Below are 16,209 nucleotides of genomic sequence, written 5' to 3'. Positions count from 1 at the left end.
AGCGCTGGCAGCTATCAAAACAGGAGTGGATCAGCGGCCGTTGCGGATCGGCACCTGCATCTCTTCGGGCTTGATCTCGCGCACCAGCTCCGGCACGCCCCAGGCGAAGGCCGGGTCGTTCTTGATGCGGAAGTGGTACATGCTCTGCATGGCCTGGTGGTCTTCCTTGCGGAAGGTCATGGTGCCCTTGGGCGTCTCGAAGCTCATGCCCTCCATGGCCTTGATGAGGGTGTTGCTCCTGCTGTCGCCGTTCGTCTTCTTGAGCGCGGTGACGATGGCCATGGCCGCCGAGAAGCCGCCGGCGGTGAAGAAGTCCGGCGGCGTCTTGTACTGCTTGTAGTGCATGGAGACGAGCGCCTCGTTCACCGGGTTCTTGGGGATGCCGAAGTAGTAGTAGGTGGCGCCCTCCATGCCCGGCATGCCCTTGTAGGCGGCCATGGCCGGCAGGATGTTGCCGCCCGTGGCGATCTCGATGCCGTAGCGCTTCAGGTCCATGTCGTTGATCTTGAACGGGTTGCCCGCGCCCGCCCAGACGATCCAGATCACCTTCTTGCCCGGCTGGTCCTTGAGCTTGTCGATCAGGCGCTGCGCGCCGGCCGTGAAGTCGGTGGTGGCGGCGGGCAGGTATTCCTCGTGCACCAGCTTGCCCTTCTTGATGGCGTCCTTGAACGCCTTCACGCCGTCGCGGCCGAAGGCGTTGTCCTGCGCCAGCGTGGCGATGGTGGTGCCGGGCTTGTCGATGGCGACGGCGTTGCCGATCGCGTCCTGGCTGGAGTTGCGGCCCGTGCGGAAGATGTACTTGTTCCACTTGTCGCCGGTGATGGAGTCGGCCACGGCGGGCTCGACGATCAGCACCTTCTTGTACTCCTCGGCCACCGGCAGCATGGCCAGCGCCACGCCCGAGGCGCTGGGGCCCACGGCCAGGTCGGCCTTGTCGTCGGAATACGCGGTGGCGAGCTGGCTCTTGCCCAGGTCGGGCTTGCCCTGGTCGTCCTTCTCGATCACCACCAGCTTCTTGCCGGCCACCGCCATGGTGCCGCCGGTGGCGTATTCCAGGCCCATCATCAGGCCCGCCTGCGTCTGCTTGCCGTAGGCCTCCAGCGGGCCGGTCTTGCTGTAGACGTGGGCGATGCGGATCTCCTGCTGGGCCATGGCGGCGGACGGCCCCCACGCGGCGGCCAGGACGGCGGCCAGCCCGCAGGCGCGGACGGCGAAGGTGCGGCGATGGTGCATGTGTGTCTCCTCTTGAATCGTTGGGCAATGCCGCCCCGTGATTGCACACACCATGCCAGCCTGTCTGCAGGCGGTTTTTCTGCGAAATGGCGCAAAAGCCACTGGTTTTGTTTGTTTTTGAGACAAATCAATGCCTGAAAAACAGACAATTGCCTGATTATTTATCAGGGTTTTCCATGCGTTCGTACAGCGTGGCGCGTGAGATGCCCAGGTGCCGCGCCGTGGCCAGCTTGTTTCCGCCGTGCAGCGCCAGCGCGGCAGCGATGGCACGCTGCTCCAGCTCCGCCACCTGCACGGCCAGGGGCCGCAGCAGGCGCGCGGCCTCGTCGGGCTCGGCATGCTCCAGCGCAGGCGCCGGGGCGGCGGGCTCCACGCCGCTCTCGCGCAGCACGTCGTGCAGCTGCTGCGCGCCGATGGCCAGGGTGTCGCTGCGCATGGCCGCCTGCTCCAGCACGTTGCGCAGCTCGCGGATGTTGCCGCGCCAGGCCTGGCCTGCCAGCAGCGCCAGCGCGTCGGGCAGCAGCTCGGGCGGCGCGGCGGCGCTGCGCAGGGCCAGGTCTTCGCCCAGCGCTTCCACGAGCGCGGGGATGTCCGAGCGCCGCTCGCGCAGCGGCGGCACGCGGATGGGCAGCACGTGCAGGCGGTAGAACAGGTCTTCGCGGAAGCGCCCCTCGCGCACCAGCGCGGCCAGGTCGCGCGAGGTGGCGGCCACCACGCGAACGTCGAACGGCACGAGCTGGTTGCTGCCCAACGGCTCGATCTCGCCCTCCTGCAGCGCGCGCAGCAGCTTGGCCTGCAGGCTGGGCGGCATGTCGCCGATCTCGTCGAGGAACAGCGTGCCGCCGTCGGCCAGCTTGAACTTGCCCTCGCGCCCCTTGGCCGAGGCGCCGGTGTAGGCGCCCGGCGCCACGCCGAAGAACTCGGCCTCCAGCAGCGTGTCGGGCACGGCCGCGATGTTCACGCTCACGAAGGGCCCGGCGGCGCGCGCCGAGGCCGCGTGGATGGCATGCGCCAGCAGCTCCTTGCCCGTGCCCGTCTCGCCCAGCAGCAGCACCGGGCTTTGCGACTGCGCCGCGCGGCGCGCCTGGCGCTTGACCTCCACAGCTGCGGGGCTGGCGCCCACGAAGCTGGCGAAGGTGTGCTTGGCCCGGCGCGCGCCCTGCCCCGCGGGCAGCCGGCTGCGCTGCGCGGCCAGCTCGCGGCGCGCCTCGTCCAGGTCGCGCTGCAGCCGGGCGAACTTGCCGATCAGCGGCTGCAGCGTAGTCTCGGGGTGGTCGAACAGCACGATGCCGATGGCGCCGATCACCTGCCCGTCGTCGCCGCGCAGCGGAATGCGGCTGACCACGAAGGTGCCGGCCTTGTTGGTGAGCAGATCCACCAGCACGGGCTGGCCCGTCTCCAGCACGCGGCGCATCTGGGTGTTGGGAATCACCTCCTCCACCATGCGGCCCACGAAGTCGTTGACGGAGCCCACGCCCAGGTCCGGCAGGAAGCGCCGGTAGCCCTCGTTCACCCACACGATGCGCCCGCTCAGGTCCACCAGGAACATGCCCTGGCTCATGCTGGAGAAGAGCTGGAACATGGAGCGCGCGGCCAGTTCCAGGATGCCCTGCGCATCCAGCGGCAGGGGCGAGGCGTCGGTGTTCAGCGGCATGGGGCGATGGTAGCGCGGCGCCCCATGTTGACCATTATTAACAAGAACGATTCTCAATCACGTGCTACACTCCGCGCCCGTGCAAGCACACTCTCTGGTGGGGAGTCCCGGGGGCGGCCAAGCCCCCGGGTGCTGGCCCGTCAGACGATGTCGTCGGCGGACTGGTAGTGGTGGCGGCGAGCTGCCTTGCGCACCGCCCAGTGGCGCAGCACGCGCGGCACGATGAGCACGGCCAGCACGATCACCACCAGCGCCAGCGACATGGGCCGCTGCAGGAAGATCCACCAGCTCCCCTCTCCCAGCGCCACGGCGTTGCGCATCTGCGCCTCGGCCAGCGGCCCCAGGATCATGCCCACCACCACCGGCGCGGTGGGGAAGTCGAAGCGCCGCATCACCACCCCCAGCACGCCGATGGCGTACAGCAGGAACAGGTCGAACGCGCTCTGGCGCATGCCGTAGGCGCCCACCGTGGCGAAGATCAGGATGCCCGCGTAGAGCTGCGGGCGCGGCACCTTGAGCAGCTTGACCCACAGGCCCACCATGGGCAGGTTCAGCACCAGCAGCATGAGGTTGCCGATGTAGAGCGACGCGATCAGCGCCCACACCAGCGCGGCCGAGCTGCTGAACAGCTGCGGCCCCGGGTTGATGCCGTAGTTCTGGAACGCGCCCAGCAGCACCGCCGTGGTGTTGCTGGTGGGAATGCCCAGCGTGAGCAGCGGGATCAGCGCGGCCGTCACCGTGGCGTTGTTCGCGGCCTCCGGGCCGGCCACGCCCTCGATGGCGCCCTTGCCGCCGAACTCGGCCTTGTCCTCGCCCTTGGCGAGCTTCTTCTCGGTCGCATAGCTCAGGAAGGTGGGGATCTCCGTGCCGCCCGCGGGGATGCAGCCAAACGGCGTGCCGATGGCCGTGCCGCGCAGCCATGCGGGCCAGGAGCGCTTCCAGTCGCGCGCCGACATGTGCACGCGGCTCAGCTTGTTCTGCGTCTCGACCACGCGGCCCTCGTAGAGCGCCGCGTAGAGCACCTCGGCCACGGCGAACAGGCCCACGGCCACGAGCACGATGTCGATGCCGTCCAGCAGCTCCATCTGCCCCGCCGTGTAGCGCGCGGCGCCCGAGATCTGGTCCATGCCCACGCAGCCCAGCGCCAGGCCCAGGAACAGCGCCGTCATGCCGCGCAGCGCGCTCTGGCCCAGCACCGCGCTCACGGTGGTGAAGGCCAGCACCATCAGCATGAAGTATTCGGGCGGGCCCAGCTTCACGGCGAACTCGGCCACCGAGGGCGCGAACAGCGTCACCACCACCGTGGCCACCGTGCCCGCCACGAAGGAGCCGATGGCCGCCGTGGCCAGCGCCGCCCCCGCGCGGCCGCTCTTGGCCATCTTGTTGCCCTCCATGGCGGTGACCATGCTCGCCGTCTCGCCCGGCGTGTTGAGCAGGATGGAGGTGGTCGATCCCCCGTACATGGCGCCGTAGTAGATCCCCGCGAAGAAGATCATCGAGGCCGTGACCTCGACCTTGGCCGTGATGGGCAGCAGCATGGCCACGGCCACGGCCGGCCCGATGCCGGGCAGCACGCCCACGGCCGTGCCCAGGGCGCAGCCCACCAGGGCCCACAACAGGTTGGCAGGGGTGATGGCGGTGGCGAAGCCCGCCAGGAGTGCGTCGAAGATTTCCATTGAGAACCTCTTTGTGGCCTTTTTATGGGGTGCGCATGGCAGCAAACGGCCACGATCTAGGCGCCCACCGCAGCCCATGCTGGCGGCCTGGGCAAGGTGGGCAACAACGAGCGTGGCCGTTTGCTGCCATGCCCGAAGGGTTGCCCTGCCACGGCAGCGTCTGCCGCGTTGCAAATCCTCGCCGGGCCACCAGCCCGTCTGCGGTTTGCGCTTTGCAGCCACTGCCGTGGCGGGGCAACGTACCCCATAAAAGGGCCATAAAGAGGTTCATAGCCACCCCGTTTCAGTGAGACCCGGCAGGTTGATCGCCAGGAACTGCGTGAAGGCCCAGAACACCGGCGCGGAGATCAGCAGCCCCGTCGCCACGTCCTTGGCCCAGGTGGCGGGCGTGCCCGCCAGCGGCTGGCGCCCCGCGCGGCGCAGGCCCTGCACGGCCAGCACATAGCACACGGTGCAGCTCACGATGAAGCCCACGGTGCCGATCAGCGCCGCATTGACCAGCAGGCCCGCGGACACCCAGACGAAGGGGCCGATATCGGCCCGGGGCTGCCCGCCCGGATCGGACGCCTCGCGAAAGCCTCCGGTGCGCGCCTCCCACACCAGCCAGGCGCCGCACACGGCCAGCACCACGGCACACAGCCACGGCAGGAAGTTGGGACCGACGCCGCCGTAGCCGGCCTCGGACGAGATCTGCAGCGCGCCGAAAGCCATGCCGGCGGCCACGAGCAGCACGCCGACGCCGACGACGGTCTGCGCACGCGGCGAGGGAATGCAATCCGGCGCCTCGTCGGCGCCGGTGAGGGAAGGTTCGGACATGAACGGCTCCTGGAAAAGGGGGCTAAGCAAGCATCACCCACAACGCATGAAACTGGCGTGGCCCAAGCGCGGGCAGCCGCGCAAGGGCCGCCCCGCCGCGCTGGCTGCGTCCCCCTGCCCGGAGCGCGAAGCGCGTAGAGAGCGGGGGAAGGCCCGCAGGGCCTCAGGGAGGTGTACCTGCTTACACCATGCCGGACTTGACCATGGTGGCGCGCAAGCTGGCGAACTCCTGGTCCACGAAGCTGGCGAACGCATCCCCGGCCAGCCACGCGGGCGTCCAGTCGTTCTTCTGCAGCGCCTCGGCCCAGGCCTTGCTCTTGGTGGCCTTCTCGATCAGCGCGATCAGCGCATCGCGCTGGGCCTTGGAGATGCCGGGCGCTCCATAGACGCCGCGCCAGTTGCCGATCTCGACGTTGATGCCCTGCTCCTTGAGCGTGGGCACGTTCACGCTCGGCAGGCGCGTGCCCGAGGTCACGCCGATGGGGCGCATCTTGCCCGCGGCGATGTACTCGGCGAACTCGCTGTAGCCGCTGCCGCCGATGGTCACGTTGCCGCCCAGGATGGCCGCCGTGGCCTCGCCGCCCCCACGGAAGGCCACGTAGTTGATCTTGGCCGGGTCCACGCCCACCTCGCGCGCGATCATGGCCGCCGCGATGTGCTCGGTGGAGCCGCGCGAGCCGCCGCCCCACTTCACGCTGCCCGGGTCCTTCTTGAGCTGGGCCACCACGTCGGCCATGGTCTTGAAGGGCGAGTTGGCGGGCAGCACGAACACGTTGTATTCGCTGGTCAGGCGCGCCAGCGGCGTCACCCGGTCCAGGCCCACGGGCGGCTTGCCGGTGATGATGCCGCCGAGCATCACGGCGCCCATCACCATCATGGCGTTCGGGTCGCCCTTGCTGCCGTTGACGAACTGCGCCAGGCCGATGGCGCCGGCCGCGCCGCCCTTGTTGTCGTACGTGACCGACGAGGCCACGCCCGCGTCCTGCAGCGCCTTGCCCAGGGCGCGGCCGGTGGTGTCCCAGCCGCCGCCGGGGTTGGCGGGGATCATCATCTTGACGGCCACGGCCGCCTGGGCCGACAGCGGCAGGCTGCCGGCGGCGGCCAGCGCGGCCAGGGATTTCAGGAAGGTGTCGCGGCGCATGGAGTCTCCTTGTGCATCATTGGTTGAACCGACCGGACGATGATGCGCGCGCAAGCTGTCAAACCGCTGTCCTGGCGCTAGGGGTTATCACGCATCCGCGCACGCTCCGCCGGCGCCGCCGCCCCGCGCCGCAGGCGGGACAATCCGCGCACCATGCAACTGCTCCTCGTCGAAGACGATGCCACCATGCAGGCCACGCTGCAGCGCTCGCTCACGCGCCGGGGCATGGCCATCACCGCCTTGTCCGACGGCCGCGCCGCACTGGCCGAGTGGCGCGCCCGCCCGCCCGACGCCGTGGTGCTCGACCTGACCCTGCCCGGCCTGGACGGCCTGCAGGTGCTGCAGCAGGCGCGCGCCGCCGGCCTGCGCACGCCCGTGCTGCTGCTCACCGCGCGCGGCACCGTGGGCGACCGCGTGCTGGGCCTGAACGCCGGCGCCGACGACTACCTGCCCAAGCCTTTCGACCTGGACGAGCTGGAGGCGCGCCTGCGCGCCCTGGTGCGCCGCAGCAGCGACGCGGCCGAGGCCAGGCCCGCCCCCGCCGCCGCCACGCTGGGCGTGCTGCGCCACGACAAGGACAGCGGCGCCATCTATGCCCACGACGCGCCCATGGACCTCACCCCGCGCGAGCTGGCCCTGCTGCGCGCGCTGCTGGCCCAGCCCGGGCGCGCCGTGGCCAAGGAGCGGCTGTACGAGCTGGTCTTTCCCGGACAGAGCGACGTGCAGTACGAGGCCATCGAGGTCGTGGTCTACCGCGTGCGCAAGAAGCTCGCGGGCACCGGCGTGGTGCTGATGACGCTGCGCGGCCTCGGGTACCTGCTGAAGGCCGAGGCGTGAGCCGCCCCCGCTCGCTGCGCCGCCAGCTGCTCGTGGGTATCCTGCTGCCCACGCTGCTGTTCGTCGCCGTCAACACCTACAGCCTGCACCGCCAGGCGCTGGCCGCGCTGCACACGGCCTACGACCGCACGCTGCTGGCATCGGCCAAGACCATCAGCGAACAGCTCGACGTGCGCGGCTGGGACGAGCTGGCCGAGCTGCACGCCACCGTGCCCTACGCGGCGCTGGAGGCCTTCGAGGCCGACAACCAGAGCCGCATGTTCTACCGCGTCTCCAACCTGCACGGCGAGATGGTCTCGGGCTTCGCCGAGCTGCCCGTGTGGCGCGGCGCCATCCCCGCGCGGCCGCCCTATGCGGCGCTGGTGGACTTCTACGACGACCAGTTCCGCGGCGCGCCCGTGCGCGTGGCCGTGCTGCTGCAGCCCGTGGCCAGCAGCGAGGGCCGGGGCATGGCCGTGGTGCAGGTGGCCGAGACGCTGGAGCTGCGCGAGGCCGCCGCGCTGCAGATCCTGCGCACCACCCTCACCCGCCAGGCGCTGCTGCTGGGCCTGATCGCGCTGCTCGTGGTGCTGGTGGTGCAGCGCGCCACGCGGCCCGTGCGCCAGCTCAGCGCCGACCTGCGCGCGCGCCCCGAGGGCGACCTGGCCCCCATCGCCGCGCCCGCCGCGCCGCGCGAGCTGCAGCCGCTGATCGACGCCACCAACGCCGTCATGCAGCGCCTGTCGCACCTGCTCGCGCACCAGCAGCGCTTCGTGCGCGATGCCTCGCACCAGCTGCGCACGCCGCTGGCCGTGCTCAAGGTACAGGTGCAGTCCGCGCTGCGCGGCGACACGCCCGCGCCGCAGGCGCTGCACGAGATCGGCGACACCGTGGACCGCGCCACCCAGCTCGCCAACCAGATGCTGGCCCTGGCCAAGGTGGAGCAGTTGCGCCAGCAGGGCGCCGTGCCCGTCACGCGCCTGGACGCGGTGCTGCGCGAGATCGCGCTGGAGCTCTCGCCCCTCGTCGCCCAGGGCGACCTGGACTTCGGCATCGACACCTGCGCCGCCCCCGTGCATGCGCACGAATGGATGCTGCGCGAGCTGTGCCGCAACCTGCTGCACAACGCCATCCGCCACGCCCCGCCCGGCACCGAGCTGGCCATCGCCCTGCGCGCCGACGGCCGCCACGGCGATGGCCGCCATGCCATCCTCACCATCGCCGACGGCGGCCCCGGCATCGACGACGAGCTGGCCGCGCGCCTGTTCCAGCCCTTCTCGGCCGGCGACGTGCGCACCGGCTCCGGCCTGGGGCTGGCCATCTGCCGCGAGATCGTGCAGGCCCTGGGCGGCACCATCGCCCTGGCCAACCGCCGCGAGGGCGCGCGCATCCTCGGATTGGATGCCGTCGTACGCCTGCCCCTGGCGCCGTTGGCGACAATTGCGCCATGACCCCTCCTCCCGAATCCATGCGCCTGGACAAGTGGCTGTGGTGCGCCCGCTTCTACAAGACACGCGCCCTGGCGGTCGAAGAAACGGCCAAGGGCCGCGTCACCGTCAACGCCCAGGCCGCCAAGGCCTCGCGCGAGCTGCGCGTGGGCGACACCGTGGCGCTGCGCCAGGGTCCGGTGGCGCGCACCGTGGTCGTGCGCGCCCTGAGCAACTACCGCGGCCCCGCCCCCGTGGCGCAGCAGCTCTACGAAGAAACCGCCGACAGCCTTGCAGCCCGCGCCCAGGCCGCCGAGGCGCGCCGCCTGGCGCCCGAACCCGCCGCCAGCCTGCGCGAAGGCCGCCCCACCAAACGCGACCGGCGCAGTATGGACGCGCTGGAGCGCGGCTGGGGCGACCGGTGGAGCGCGTCGGTGGACGATGAACCACCGGCCAAACTCTGACCCGAGGAATCCACGAATGTCCCGCTTATCTACCGCCGCCCTCGGATCGGCGGCCCCGCCTCCCATCCACCCCATAGACCCACTGGTCGCGCAACGCACGGTTTTCAGCACCTGCAGAACCCATCGGTTCACCCTCTTTCGGCATTGGGGCGATGCGCAGGACTACGCATGTGGCATCGGCATGAACCCCTCCGGCGCGGCGGAGGACGCGGGCGACCGCACCGTCAACGGCATGGTGCGCCGGGCTAGGGAGTACTGGGGTGTCGGTGCCTATTACCAACTCAACGCCATGTCCATTCGCGGCACCCGCTCGGCGGACCTGGTCAAGGCCGCCGTGGTCAACCTTCCCGAGAACGACGAATGGATACGGCGCATTGCGGCCAAGGCCAGAATCGTCGTCGTGGGCTGGGGCAATCCCGGACACGCGTCGGGGCGCGGGCAGGCGGTGGAAGACATCCTGCGAGACGTGTGCGACCCCGCGAAGGTCTATTGCTTCGGCAAGAACAAGAGTGGCGCGCCTGTCCATCCGCTGTACCAGCCGTACGACGCTCCCCTGATTCCCTACTTCGCGTAGGCCGCAGATTCCGATGCATTTTGGCCGCCAGCGCTCTCCCACCAAGCGCAAGAAGCTCTTCTTTCAATAGCAAACTTTCCACAGACACCATGGAAACCATCGTCATCGCAGACTGGAACAACCCACTGCACGCCCAAGCTGTCGTGCAGCTTCTCGACGCCTATGCGCAAGACGCCATGGGCTGCGGCGCCCCACTTCCGGAGTTCGTGAAGGACAACCTCGTTGCCGAGTTGCACAAGCGCCCGCAGGCCCTGGCGGTATTGGCGTTCGTCGGCAGCGAGCCGGCAGGCCTGGCGATCTGCATCGAGGGGTTTTCCAGCTTCGCCTGCAGGCCGCTGCTCAACGTCCACGACATGGCGGTCGCGCCCCGGTTCCGCGGCCGCGGCCTCTCACAAAAGATCCTCGCCAAGGCCGAGGAGTGCGCCCGGGAGCGCCAGTGCTGCAAGCTGACCCTGGAGGTGCTGGAGGGCAACGCCGTGGCGCAGCGCGCCTACCGCGCCTTCGGCTTCGCGGACTACGAGCTCGACCCGGACATGGGCAAAGCCATGTTCTGGCAGAAGAAGCTGGCCTGACCTGGATTCAAGCCTTTTAGGCCTCCAGCGCCTATCCAAAAAGCGCGAGCAGCTCCTTATTCGATAGCGCTACGCCACCCGGTACGGCACCAGGCTGCTGCGGTCTTCCTGCACTTCCAGCGCGCGCCCGATGGGCGGGAAGGCCCGCTGCGGGCAGGCCGTGCGCTCGCACACCTTGCAACCCATGCCGATGGGCACGGCGGCCCCGGGGTCGGCCAGGTCCAGCCCGCGCGCGTAGACGAGCTGGTCCGCGTGCTGCACGTCGCAGCCCAGCGCCACCGAGAAGGTCTTGTCCGGCGCGCCCCAGCCGCCCGCGCTGCGCGTGACGGTGCGCGCGATCCACAGGTAGGCGCGGCCGTCGGGCATGCGAGCCAGCTGGCGCACGATGCGGCCGGGCTGGGCGAAGGCTTCGTACACGTTCCACAGCGGGCAGGTGCCGCCGATCTTGCTGAAGTGGAAGTGCGTGGCCGACTGGCGCTTGCTGATGTTGCCCGCGCGGTCCACGCGGATGAAGAAGAACGGCACGCCGCGCGCGCCGGGGCGCTGCAGGGTGGACAGGCGGTGGCACACGGTCTCGAATCCCACGCCGAAGCGCTGGCCCAGCCGCTCGATGTCGTAGTGCAGCGCCTCGGCCGCGTGCAGGAAGGTGGCATAGGGCAGCAGCAGCGCGCCCGCGAAGTAGTTGGCCAGGCCGATGCGCGCGAGCGAACGCGCCGCATCGCCCGACAGGCCCGCGCCCTGCACGATGCGGCGCAGCTGCGGCTCCATCTCCAGGAAGGCCAGTTGCGTGGCCATCTGGAAGGCGCGCTGCGCACCCTGCAACGCGGGCGACAGGTACAGCACGCGCGCGGCCGCGTCGAAGCGCCGCTGCGTGGCCTCGCCCTCGTGGCCGGGGCCGGGCTCGGCCAGCAGCGCCACGCGCACGCCGTGGGCGGTCTCCAGCCGGTGCAGCAAACCGGGCTCGGGCGCGCCGGGCGGCAGGCGCCATTCAAAGGCCAGGCGCTCGGCCGCGTCGTCCAGCTCGGCGATGTGGTTGTGCCGGGCGAAGAAGAAGTCGCGCACCTCCTCGTAGGCCATGGGCGCCTGCGCCGCCGGGCCCGCGCGGTCGTCGCCCAGGTGCTGCGACAGCGCCTCCAGCCGCTCGCGCGCCTCGCGCCGCCCCTCGTGCAGGGCGAGCAGCGTACGCGCCACGGCGGGCATGTTGGCGGCCAGCTCGCGGATCTCGGCGAGCGACACCGCATCGCCCGGGCTGGCGGCGGCCACATCGGCCATCACGTCGCGCAGGCCGGCGATCAGGCGCGCCTCGTCGTCGTCGGAAAAGCGCTGCACGTCCACGCCGAACACGGCGTTGATCTTGAGCAGCACGGGCACGGTGAGCGGGCGCTGGTTCTGCTCGATCTGGTTCAGGTAGCTGGCCGACAGGTCGAGCGCGCGCGCCAGCGCCACCTGGGTCATGCCGCGCTCCTCGCGCAGGCGGCGCAGGCGCACGCCCATGAAGGTTTTTTTCATCGCTCTCTCTTGCTGATCTTTCGCAATATTCGCAAAACCCGGGGGAAAAGTTCACAACCATTCGCCAATTCAGGCCTTATGCGGGGGAGCTATTGTGCGTAGATTGCGAAGCATGACAACCCCCAAGGCACCGCCGAGACGGCGGACATGGTGTTTCCCGGAGATGCCAACCACCACGGCACGCTGTTCGCCGGCAACGGGCTGAACCGCATGGCCCGTGCTGCTTTCCTGGCCGCGCGCGGGGCGGCGCAGCGCGAGGTGGTGATGGCCAGCGTGACCCGCGTGGACTTCCTCGCCCCCGTGGGCGTGGGCCAGCAGCTCCTGCTGCGCGCCTGGGTCAGCCGCGTGGGCCGCAGCTCGCTCACCGTGTGCGTGACCGGCCTCGCGCAGGCCCCGGGCACGCCGACCGAAGAAGTGCTGAAAGGGGTTTTCGAGATGGTGGCCGTGGACGCCCACGGCCGCCCCGCGCCCATCGCCAACGCCTACCTGAAACCGGAGACCACATGACCACCGCCACCACGACCGCCGCCCCCAAGGCGAAGAAATCCGTCGCCCTCTCGGGCGTGACCGCCGGCAACACGCAACTCTGCACCGTGGGCCGCACGGGCAACGACCTGCACTACCGCGGCTACGACATCCTGGACATCGCCGAGGTCTGCGAGTTCGAGGAAATCGCCCACCTGCTGGTGCACGGCAAGCTGCCCACGCGCGCCGAACTCGCCGCGTACAAGGCCAAGCTCAAGGCGCTGCGCGGCCTGCCCATCAGCGTGAAGCAGGCGCTGGAGCAGTTGCCCGCCGCCAGCCACCCGATGGACGTGATGCGCACGGGCGTCTCCGCCCTGGGCTGCGCGCTGCCCGAGAAGGACGACCACAACCTGCCGGGCGCGCGCGACATCGCCGACCGGCTCATGGCCTCGCTCGGCTCCATGCTGCTGTACTGGTACCACTTCAGCAGCTCGGGCAAGCGCATCGAGGTGGAGACGGAGGACGACTCCATCGGCGCGCACTTCCTGCACCTGCTGCACGGCAGGAAGCCCAGTGCAGCATGGGAGCGGGCCATGCACACCTCACTCAACCTCTATGCGGAGCACGAGTTCAACGCATCGACCTTCACCGCGCGCGTGGTGGCGGGCACGGGCAGCGACGTGTACTCGGCCATCACCGGCGCCATCGGCGCGCTGCGCGGCCCCAAGCACGGCGGCGCGAACGAGGTGGCCTTCGAGATCCAGAAGCGCTACGACAACCCCGATGAGGCGGAAGAAGACATCCGACGCCGCGTGGAGTCCAAGGAAGTAGTGATCGGCTTCGGCCACCCGGTCTACACGGTGAGCGACCCGCGCAACGTCGTCATCAAGGGCGTGGCCAAGCGCCTGTCCGACGAGGCGGGCTCGACCAAGATGTACGACATCGCCGAGCGGCTGGAGCAGGTCATGTGGGAAGTGAAGAAAATGTTCCCCAACCTCGACTGGTTCAGCGCCGTGAGCTACCACATGATGGGCGTGCCCACCGCCATGTTCACCCCGCTGTTCGTGATCGCGCGCACCAGCGGCTGGGCGGCGCACATCGTCGAGCAGCGCATCGACAACAAGATCATCCGGCCCAGCGCGAACTACACGGGCCCGGAAGACCAGACCTTCGTCCCGATCGAACAACGCCGCTGATCCCTGCCTCGCTCCACGATGATGAACAACGCATTCCGCAAGCGCCTGCCCGGCACGGCGCTTGACTACTTCGACGCGCGCGAGGCCGTCGAGTCCCTCCGGCCCGGCGCCTGGGACACCTTGCCCTACACCGCCCGCGTGCACGCCGAGAACCTGGTGCGCCGCGCCGACCCGGCGCAGTTGAACGGCTACCTGCGCCAGCTCATCGAGCGCAAGCGCGAGCTGGACTTCCCCTGGTTCCCGGTGCGCGTGGTGTGCCACGACATCCTGGGGCAGACCGCGCTGGTCGATCTGGCCGGCCTGCGCGATGCGATTGCGCAAGAAGGCGGCGACCCCGCTGCCGTGAACCCCGTCGTGCCGGTGCAGCTCATCGTGGACCACTCGCTGGCCGTGGAATGCGGCGGCTACGACCCCGATGCGTTCGCCAAGAACCGCGCCATCGAGGACCGCCGCAACGAGGACCGCTTCCACTTCATCGAGTGGACCAAGAAGGCCTTCGCCAACGTGGACGTGATCCCGGCGGGCAACGGGATCATGCACCAGATCAACCTGGAAAAAATGTCTCCCGTGGTCTACGTACAGGACGGCGTGGCCTTCCCCGACACCTGCGTGGGCACCGACAGCCACACGCCGCACGTCGACGCGCTGGGCGTGATCGCCGTGGGCGTGGGCGGGCTGGAGGCCGAGAACGTGATGCTGGGCCGCGCCTCGTGGATGCGCCTGCCCGACATCGTGGGCGTCAGGCTCACCGGCAGGCGCCAGCCGGGCATCACCGCGACCGACATCGCCTTGGCGCTGACCGAGTTCCTGCGCAAGGAGAAGGTGGTGGGCGCGTATGTGGAGTTCTTCGGCGAGGGCGCGGACAGCCTCTCGATCGGCGACCGCGCGACCATCTCGAACATGTGCCCCGAGTACGGCGCCACGGCGGCGCTGTTCTACATCGACCAGCAGACCATCGACTACCTCAGGCTCACCGACCGCAGCCCCGAACAGATCGCGCTGGTCGAGAACTACGCCAGGCAGGCGGGCTTCTGGCGCACGGCGCTGCAAACCGCGCAGTACGAGCGCGTGCTGGCGTTCGACCTGTCCCGCGTGGTGCGCAACATGGCCGGCCCGTCCAACCCGCACCGCCGCCTGCCCACGTCGGCGCTGGTGGACCGCGGCATCGCGGGCCCCATCAAGCTGGAGATGGCCCGCTCGGAAGAAGCGCGCGGCCTGATGCCCGACGGCGCCGTCATCATCGCCGCCATCACCAGCTGCACCAACACCAGCAACCCGCGCAACGTGATCGCCGCCGCGCTGCTGGCGCGCAACGCCAACCGGCTGGGCCTGGTGCGCAAGCCCTGGGTCAAGACCTCGCTCGCGCCAGGCTCCAAGGCCGTGGAGCTGTATTTGAAGGAAGCGAACCTGCTCGGCGATCTGGAAAAGCTCGGCTTCGGCATCGTCGCCTTCGCCTGCACCACCTGCAACGGCATGAGCGGCGCACTCGACCCCAAGATTCAGCAGGAGATCATCGACCGCGACCTCTACGCCACGGCCGTGCTCTCGGGCAACCGCAACTTCGACGGGCGCATCCACCCGTATGCCAAGCAGGCGTTCCTGGCCTCGCCGCCGCTGGTGGTGGCCTATGCGATCGCGGGCACGGTGCGCTTCGACATCGAGAACGACGTGCTCACGGTGGTGGACAGCAAGGAAATCCGCCTGAAGGACATCTGGCCCAGCGACGAGGAGATCGACGCCATCGTCGCGAAGGCGGTCAAGCCAGAGCAGTTCCGCAAGGTCTATGAGCCGATGTTCACCATCCGTGTCGATGACGGCGAAAAAGCCGCGCCGCAGTACGACTGGCGCCCGCAGTCCACCTACATCCGCCGCCCGCCCTACTGGGACACGGAAGGCGTGGGCGCGCTGGCGGCCAACCCGCGCACGCTCAGGGGCATGCGCCCGCTGGCCCTGCTGCCGGACAACATCACCACCGACCACCTGTCACCGTCCAACGCGATCCTGCTGGACAGCGCCGCCGGCGAGTACCTGCACAGGATGGGCCTGCCCGAGGAGGACTTCAACTCCTACGCCACGCACCGCGGCGACCACCTGACCGCCATGCGCGCCACCTTCGCCAACCCGCAGCTCGTCAACGAGATGGCCGTGGTCAATGGCCAGGTGAAGAAGGGGTCGCTGGCCCGCATCGAGCCCGAAGGCCAGATGGTGCGCATGTGGGAGGCCATCGAGACCTACCTGAACCGCCGCCAGCCGCTCATCATCATCGCCGGCGCCGACTACGGCCAGGGCTCCAGCCGCGACTGGGCCGCCAAGGGCGTGCGCCTGGCGGGCGTGGAAACGGTGGTGGCCGAGGGCTTCGAGCGCATCCACCGCACCAACCTGATCGGCATGGGCGTGCTGCCGTTGGAGTTCAAGCCGGGCGTCAACCGCCTCACGCTGCAACTCGACGGGACAGAAACGTATGACGTGGAGGGCGACCTGCAGCCGCGCGCCGACCTTACGCTGGTCATCCACCGCAGGAACGGCCAGACCGATCGCGTCGACGTCACCTGCCGCCTCGACACGGCCGAGGAAGTCTCGGTGTACGAAGCGGGTGGCGTGCTGCAGCGCTTCGCCCAGGACTTTCTGGCCCAATCGGCCTGCAGCGCTTGATGCGCAAGCGCGAA

14 protein-coding genes are annotated in these 16,209 nt (G+C 69.6%); 8 read left to right on the top strand and 6 right to left on the bottom strand.

The window, feature by feature from the left end; all coding sequences use genetic code 11:
* Nucleotides 1-30 precede the first annotated feature (30 nt).
* From AAG689_RS05800 to AAG689_RS05780, 5 genes are all read right to left on the bottom strand, one after another.
* Nucleotides 31-1,233, bottom strand: coding sequence for a substrate-binding domain-containing protein (locus AAG689_RS05800; protein WP_406625113.1), 1,203 nt, complete (start codon nucleotides 1,231-1,233; stop codon nucleotides 31-33).
* A 157-nt stretch (nucleotides 1,234-1,390) separates the two neighbouring features.
* Entirely contained in the window at nucleotides 1,391-2,887 is a 1,497-nt protein-coding gene (locus AAG689_RS05795; RefSeq protein WP_406625112.1) for a sigma-54 interaction domain-containing protein, read from the bottom strand.
* A gap of 140 nt (nucleotides 2,888-3,027) precedes the next feature.
* Complete coding sequence (locus AAG689_RS05790) at nucleotides 3,028-4,563, bottom strand: tripartite tricarboxylate transporter permease (protein ID WP_020227369.1); 1,536 nt, start codon at nucleotides 4,561-4,563, stop codon at nucleotides 3,028-3,030.
* Nucleotides 4,564-4,830: 267 nt separating this feature from the next.
* Nucleotides 4,831-5,379, bottom strand: coding sequence for a tripartite tricarboxylate transporter TctB family protein (locus tag AAG689_RS05785; protein WP_406625111.1), 549 nt, complete (start codon nucleotides 5,377-5,379; stop codon nucleotides 4,831-4,833).
* Between the two features lie 181 nt (nucleotides 5,380-5,560).
* The gene (locus AAG689_RS05780; RefSeq protein ID WP_406625110.1) at nucleotides 5,561-6,520 is read right to left on the bottom strand and encodes a Bug family tripartite tricarboxylate transporter substrate binding protein; all 960 of its coding nucleotides are present in this window, start codon (nucleotides 6,518-6,520) and stop codon (nucleotides 5,561-5,563) included.
* Between the two features lie 153 nt (nucleotides 6,521-6,673).
* Here AAG689_RS05780 and AAG689_RS05775 point away from each other — a divergent pair, with 153 nt between their 5' ends.
* The 5 genes from AAG689_RS05775 (at nucleotide 6,674) to AAG689_RS05755 (ending at nucleotide 10,373) form a co-directional block, all read left to right on the top strand.
* Nucleotides 6,674-7,357 carry a response regulator gene (locus tag AAG689_RS05775; protein ID WP_020227366.1) on the top strand — a complete coding sequence of 228 codons (684 nt, stop codon included), beginning with the start codon at nucleotides 6,674-6,676 and terminating at the stop codon, nucleotides 7,355-7,357.
* Nucleotides 7,354-8,787 carry a sensor histidine kinase gene (locus tag AAG689_RS05770; RefSeq protein ID WP_406625109.1) on the top strand — a complete coding sequence of 478 codons (1,434 nt, stop codon included), beginning with the start codon at nucleotides 7,354-7,356 and terminating at the stop codon, nucleotides 8,785-8,787. Before AAG689_RS05775 ends, AAG689_RS05770 begins: the two co-directional genes overlap by 4 nt.
* Nucleotides 8,784-9,227 (top strand): RNA-binding S4 domain-containing protein, encoded by a 444-nt coding sequence (locus tag AAG689_RS05765; RefSeq protein WP_406625108.1) that lies wholly within the window; start codon nucleotides 8,784-8,786, stop codon nucleotides 9,225-9,227. The genes AAG689_RS05770 and AAG689_RS05765 overlap by 4 nt, the downstream gene beginning before the upstream one ends.
* A gap of 16 nt (nucleotides 9,228-9,243) precedes the next feature.
* Nucleotides 9,244-9,801 (top strand): DUF1643 domain-containing protein, encoded by a 558-nt coding sequence (locus tag AAG689_RS05760; protein WP_406625107.1) that lies wholly within the window; start codon nucleotides 9,244-9,246, stop codon nucleotides 9,799-9,801.
* An 89-nt stretch (nucleotides 9,802-9,890) separates the two neighbouring features.
* Nucleotides 9,891-10,373, top strand: a complete 483-nt coding sequence (locus AAG689_RS05755) for a GNAT family N-acetyltransferase (RefSeq protein WP_406625106.1) — start codon at nucleotides 9,891-9,893, stop codon at nucleotides 10,371-10,373.
* A gap of 69 nt (nucleotides 10,374-10,442) precedes the next feature.
* Here AAG689_RS05755 and AAG689_RS05750 read toward each other — a convergent pair whose 3' ends face one another.
* A complete protein-coding gene (locus AAG689_RS05750; RefSeq protein WP_406625105.1) occupies nucleotides 10,443-11,882 on the bottom strand; it encodes a short-chain fatty acyl-CoA regulator family protein in 1,440 nt (479 codons plus the stop codon).
* 147 nt (nucleotides 11,883-12,029) lie between these two features.
* Between AAG689_RS05750 and AAG689_RS05745 the strand changes: the two genes are divergently transcribed.
* Genes AAG689_RS05745 through acnD form a run of 3 tightly spaced genes read left to right on the top strand, consistent with a single transcriptional unit; the run spans nucleotide 12,030 to nucleotide 16,195 of the window.
* Nucleotides 12,030-12,389, top strand: coding sequence for an acyl-CoA thioesterase (locus AAG689_RS05745; protein ID WP_020227361.1), 360 nt, complete (start codon nucleotides 12,030-12,032; stop codon nucleotides 12,387-12,389).
* Entirely contained in the window at nucleotides 12,386-13,543 is a 1,158-nt protein-coding gene (gene prpC / locus AAG689_RS05740) for a 2-methylcitrate synthase (RefSeq protein ID WP_406625104.1), read from the top strand. Before AAG689_RS05745 ends, prpC begins: the two co-directional genes overlap by 4 nt.
* Before the next feature lie 21 nt (nucleotides 13,544-13,564).
* Nucleotides 13,565-16,195 carry a Fe/S-dependent 2-methylisocitrate dehydratase AcnD gene (acnD, locus tag AAG689_RS05735; protein WP_406625103.1) on the top strand — a complete coding sequence of 877 codons (2,631 nt, stop codon included), beginning with the start codon at nucleotides 13,565-13,567 and terminating at the stop codon, nucleotides 16,193-16,195.
* Nucleotides 16,196-16,209 lie beyond the last annotated feature (14 nt).

It is taken from the genome of Acidovorax sp. SDU_ACID1, assembly GCF_045291395.1.
Taxonomy (GTDB): domain Bacteria; phylum Pseudomonadota; class Gammaproteobacteria; order Burkholderiales; family Burkholderiaceae_C; genus MR-S7.
This window is presented reverse-complemented; position numbering and strand designations above follow the sequence as displayed.

What these genes read in the sequence shown, in the direction of transcription:
- AAG689_RS05780 (WP_406625110.1), bottom strand. Translation starts at nt 6,520, where the DNA reads ATGCGCCGCGACACCTTCCTGAAATCCCTGGCCGCGCTGGCCGCCGCC.
- AAG689_RS05750 (WP_406625105.1), bottom strand. Translation starts at nt 11,882, where the DNA reads ATGAAAAAAACCTTCATGGGCGTGCGCCTGCGCCGCCTGCGCGAGGAG.
- AAG689_RS05785 (WP_406625111.1), bottom strand. Translation starts at nt 5,379, where the DNA reads ATGTCCGAACCTTCCCTCACCGGCGCCGACGAGGCGCCGGATTGCATT.
- prpC (WP_406625104.1), top strand. Translation starts at nt 12,386, where the DNA reads ATGACCACCGCCACCACGACCGCCGCCCCCAAGGCGAAGAAATCCGTC.
- acnD (WP_406625103.1), top strand. Translation starts at nt 13,565, where the DNA reads ATGAACAACGCATTCCGCAAGCGCCTGCCCGGCACGGCGCTTGACTAC.
- AAG689_RS05760 (WP_406625107.1), top strand. Translation starts at nt 9,244, where the DNA reads ATGTCCCGCTTATCTACCGCCGCCCTCGGATCGGCGGCCCCGCCTCCC.
- AAG689_RS05775 (WP_020227366.1), top strand. Translation starts at nt 6,674, where the DNA reads ATGCAACTGCTCCTCGTCGAAGACGATGCCACCATGCAGGCCACGCTG.
- AAG689_RS05745 (WP_020227361.1), top strand. Translation starts at nt 12,030, where the DNA reads ATGGTGTTTCCCGGAGATGCCAACCACCACGGCACGCTGTTCGCCGGC.
- AAG689_RS05755 (WP_406625106.1), top strand. Translation starts at nt 9,891, where the DNA reads ATGGAAACCATCGTCATCGCAGACTGGAACAACCCACTGCACGCCCAA.
- AAG689_RS05795 (WP_406625112.1), bottom strand. Translation starts at nt 2,887, where the DNA reads ATGCCGCTGAACACCGACGCCTCGCCCCTGCCGCTGGATGCGCAGGGC.
- AAG689_RS05790 (WP_020227369.1), bottom strand. Translation starts at nt 4,563, where the DNA reads ATGGAAATCTTCGACGCACTCCTGGCGGGCTTCGCCACCGCCATCACC.
- AAG689_RS05765 (WP_406625108.1), top strand. Translation starts at nt 8,784, where the DNA reads ATGACCCCTCCTCCCGAATCCATGCGCCTGGACAAGTGGCTGTGGTGC.
- AAG689_RS05800 (WP_406625113.1), bottom strand. Translation starts at nt 1,233, where the DNA reads ATGCACCATCGCCGCACCTTCGCCGTCCGCGCCTGCGGGCTGGCCGCC.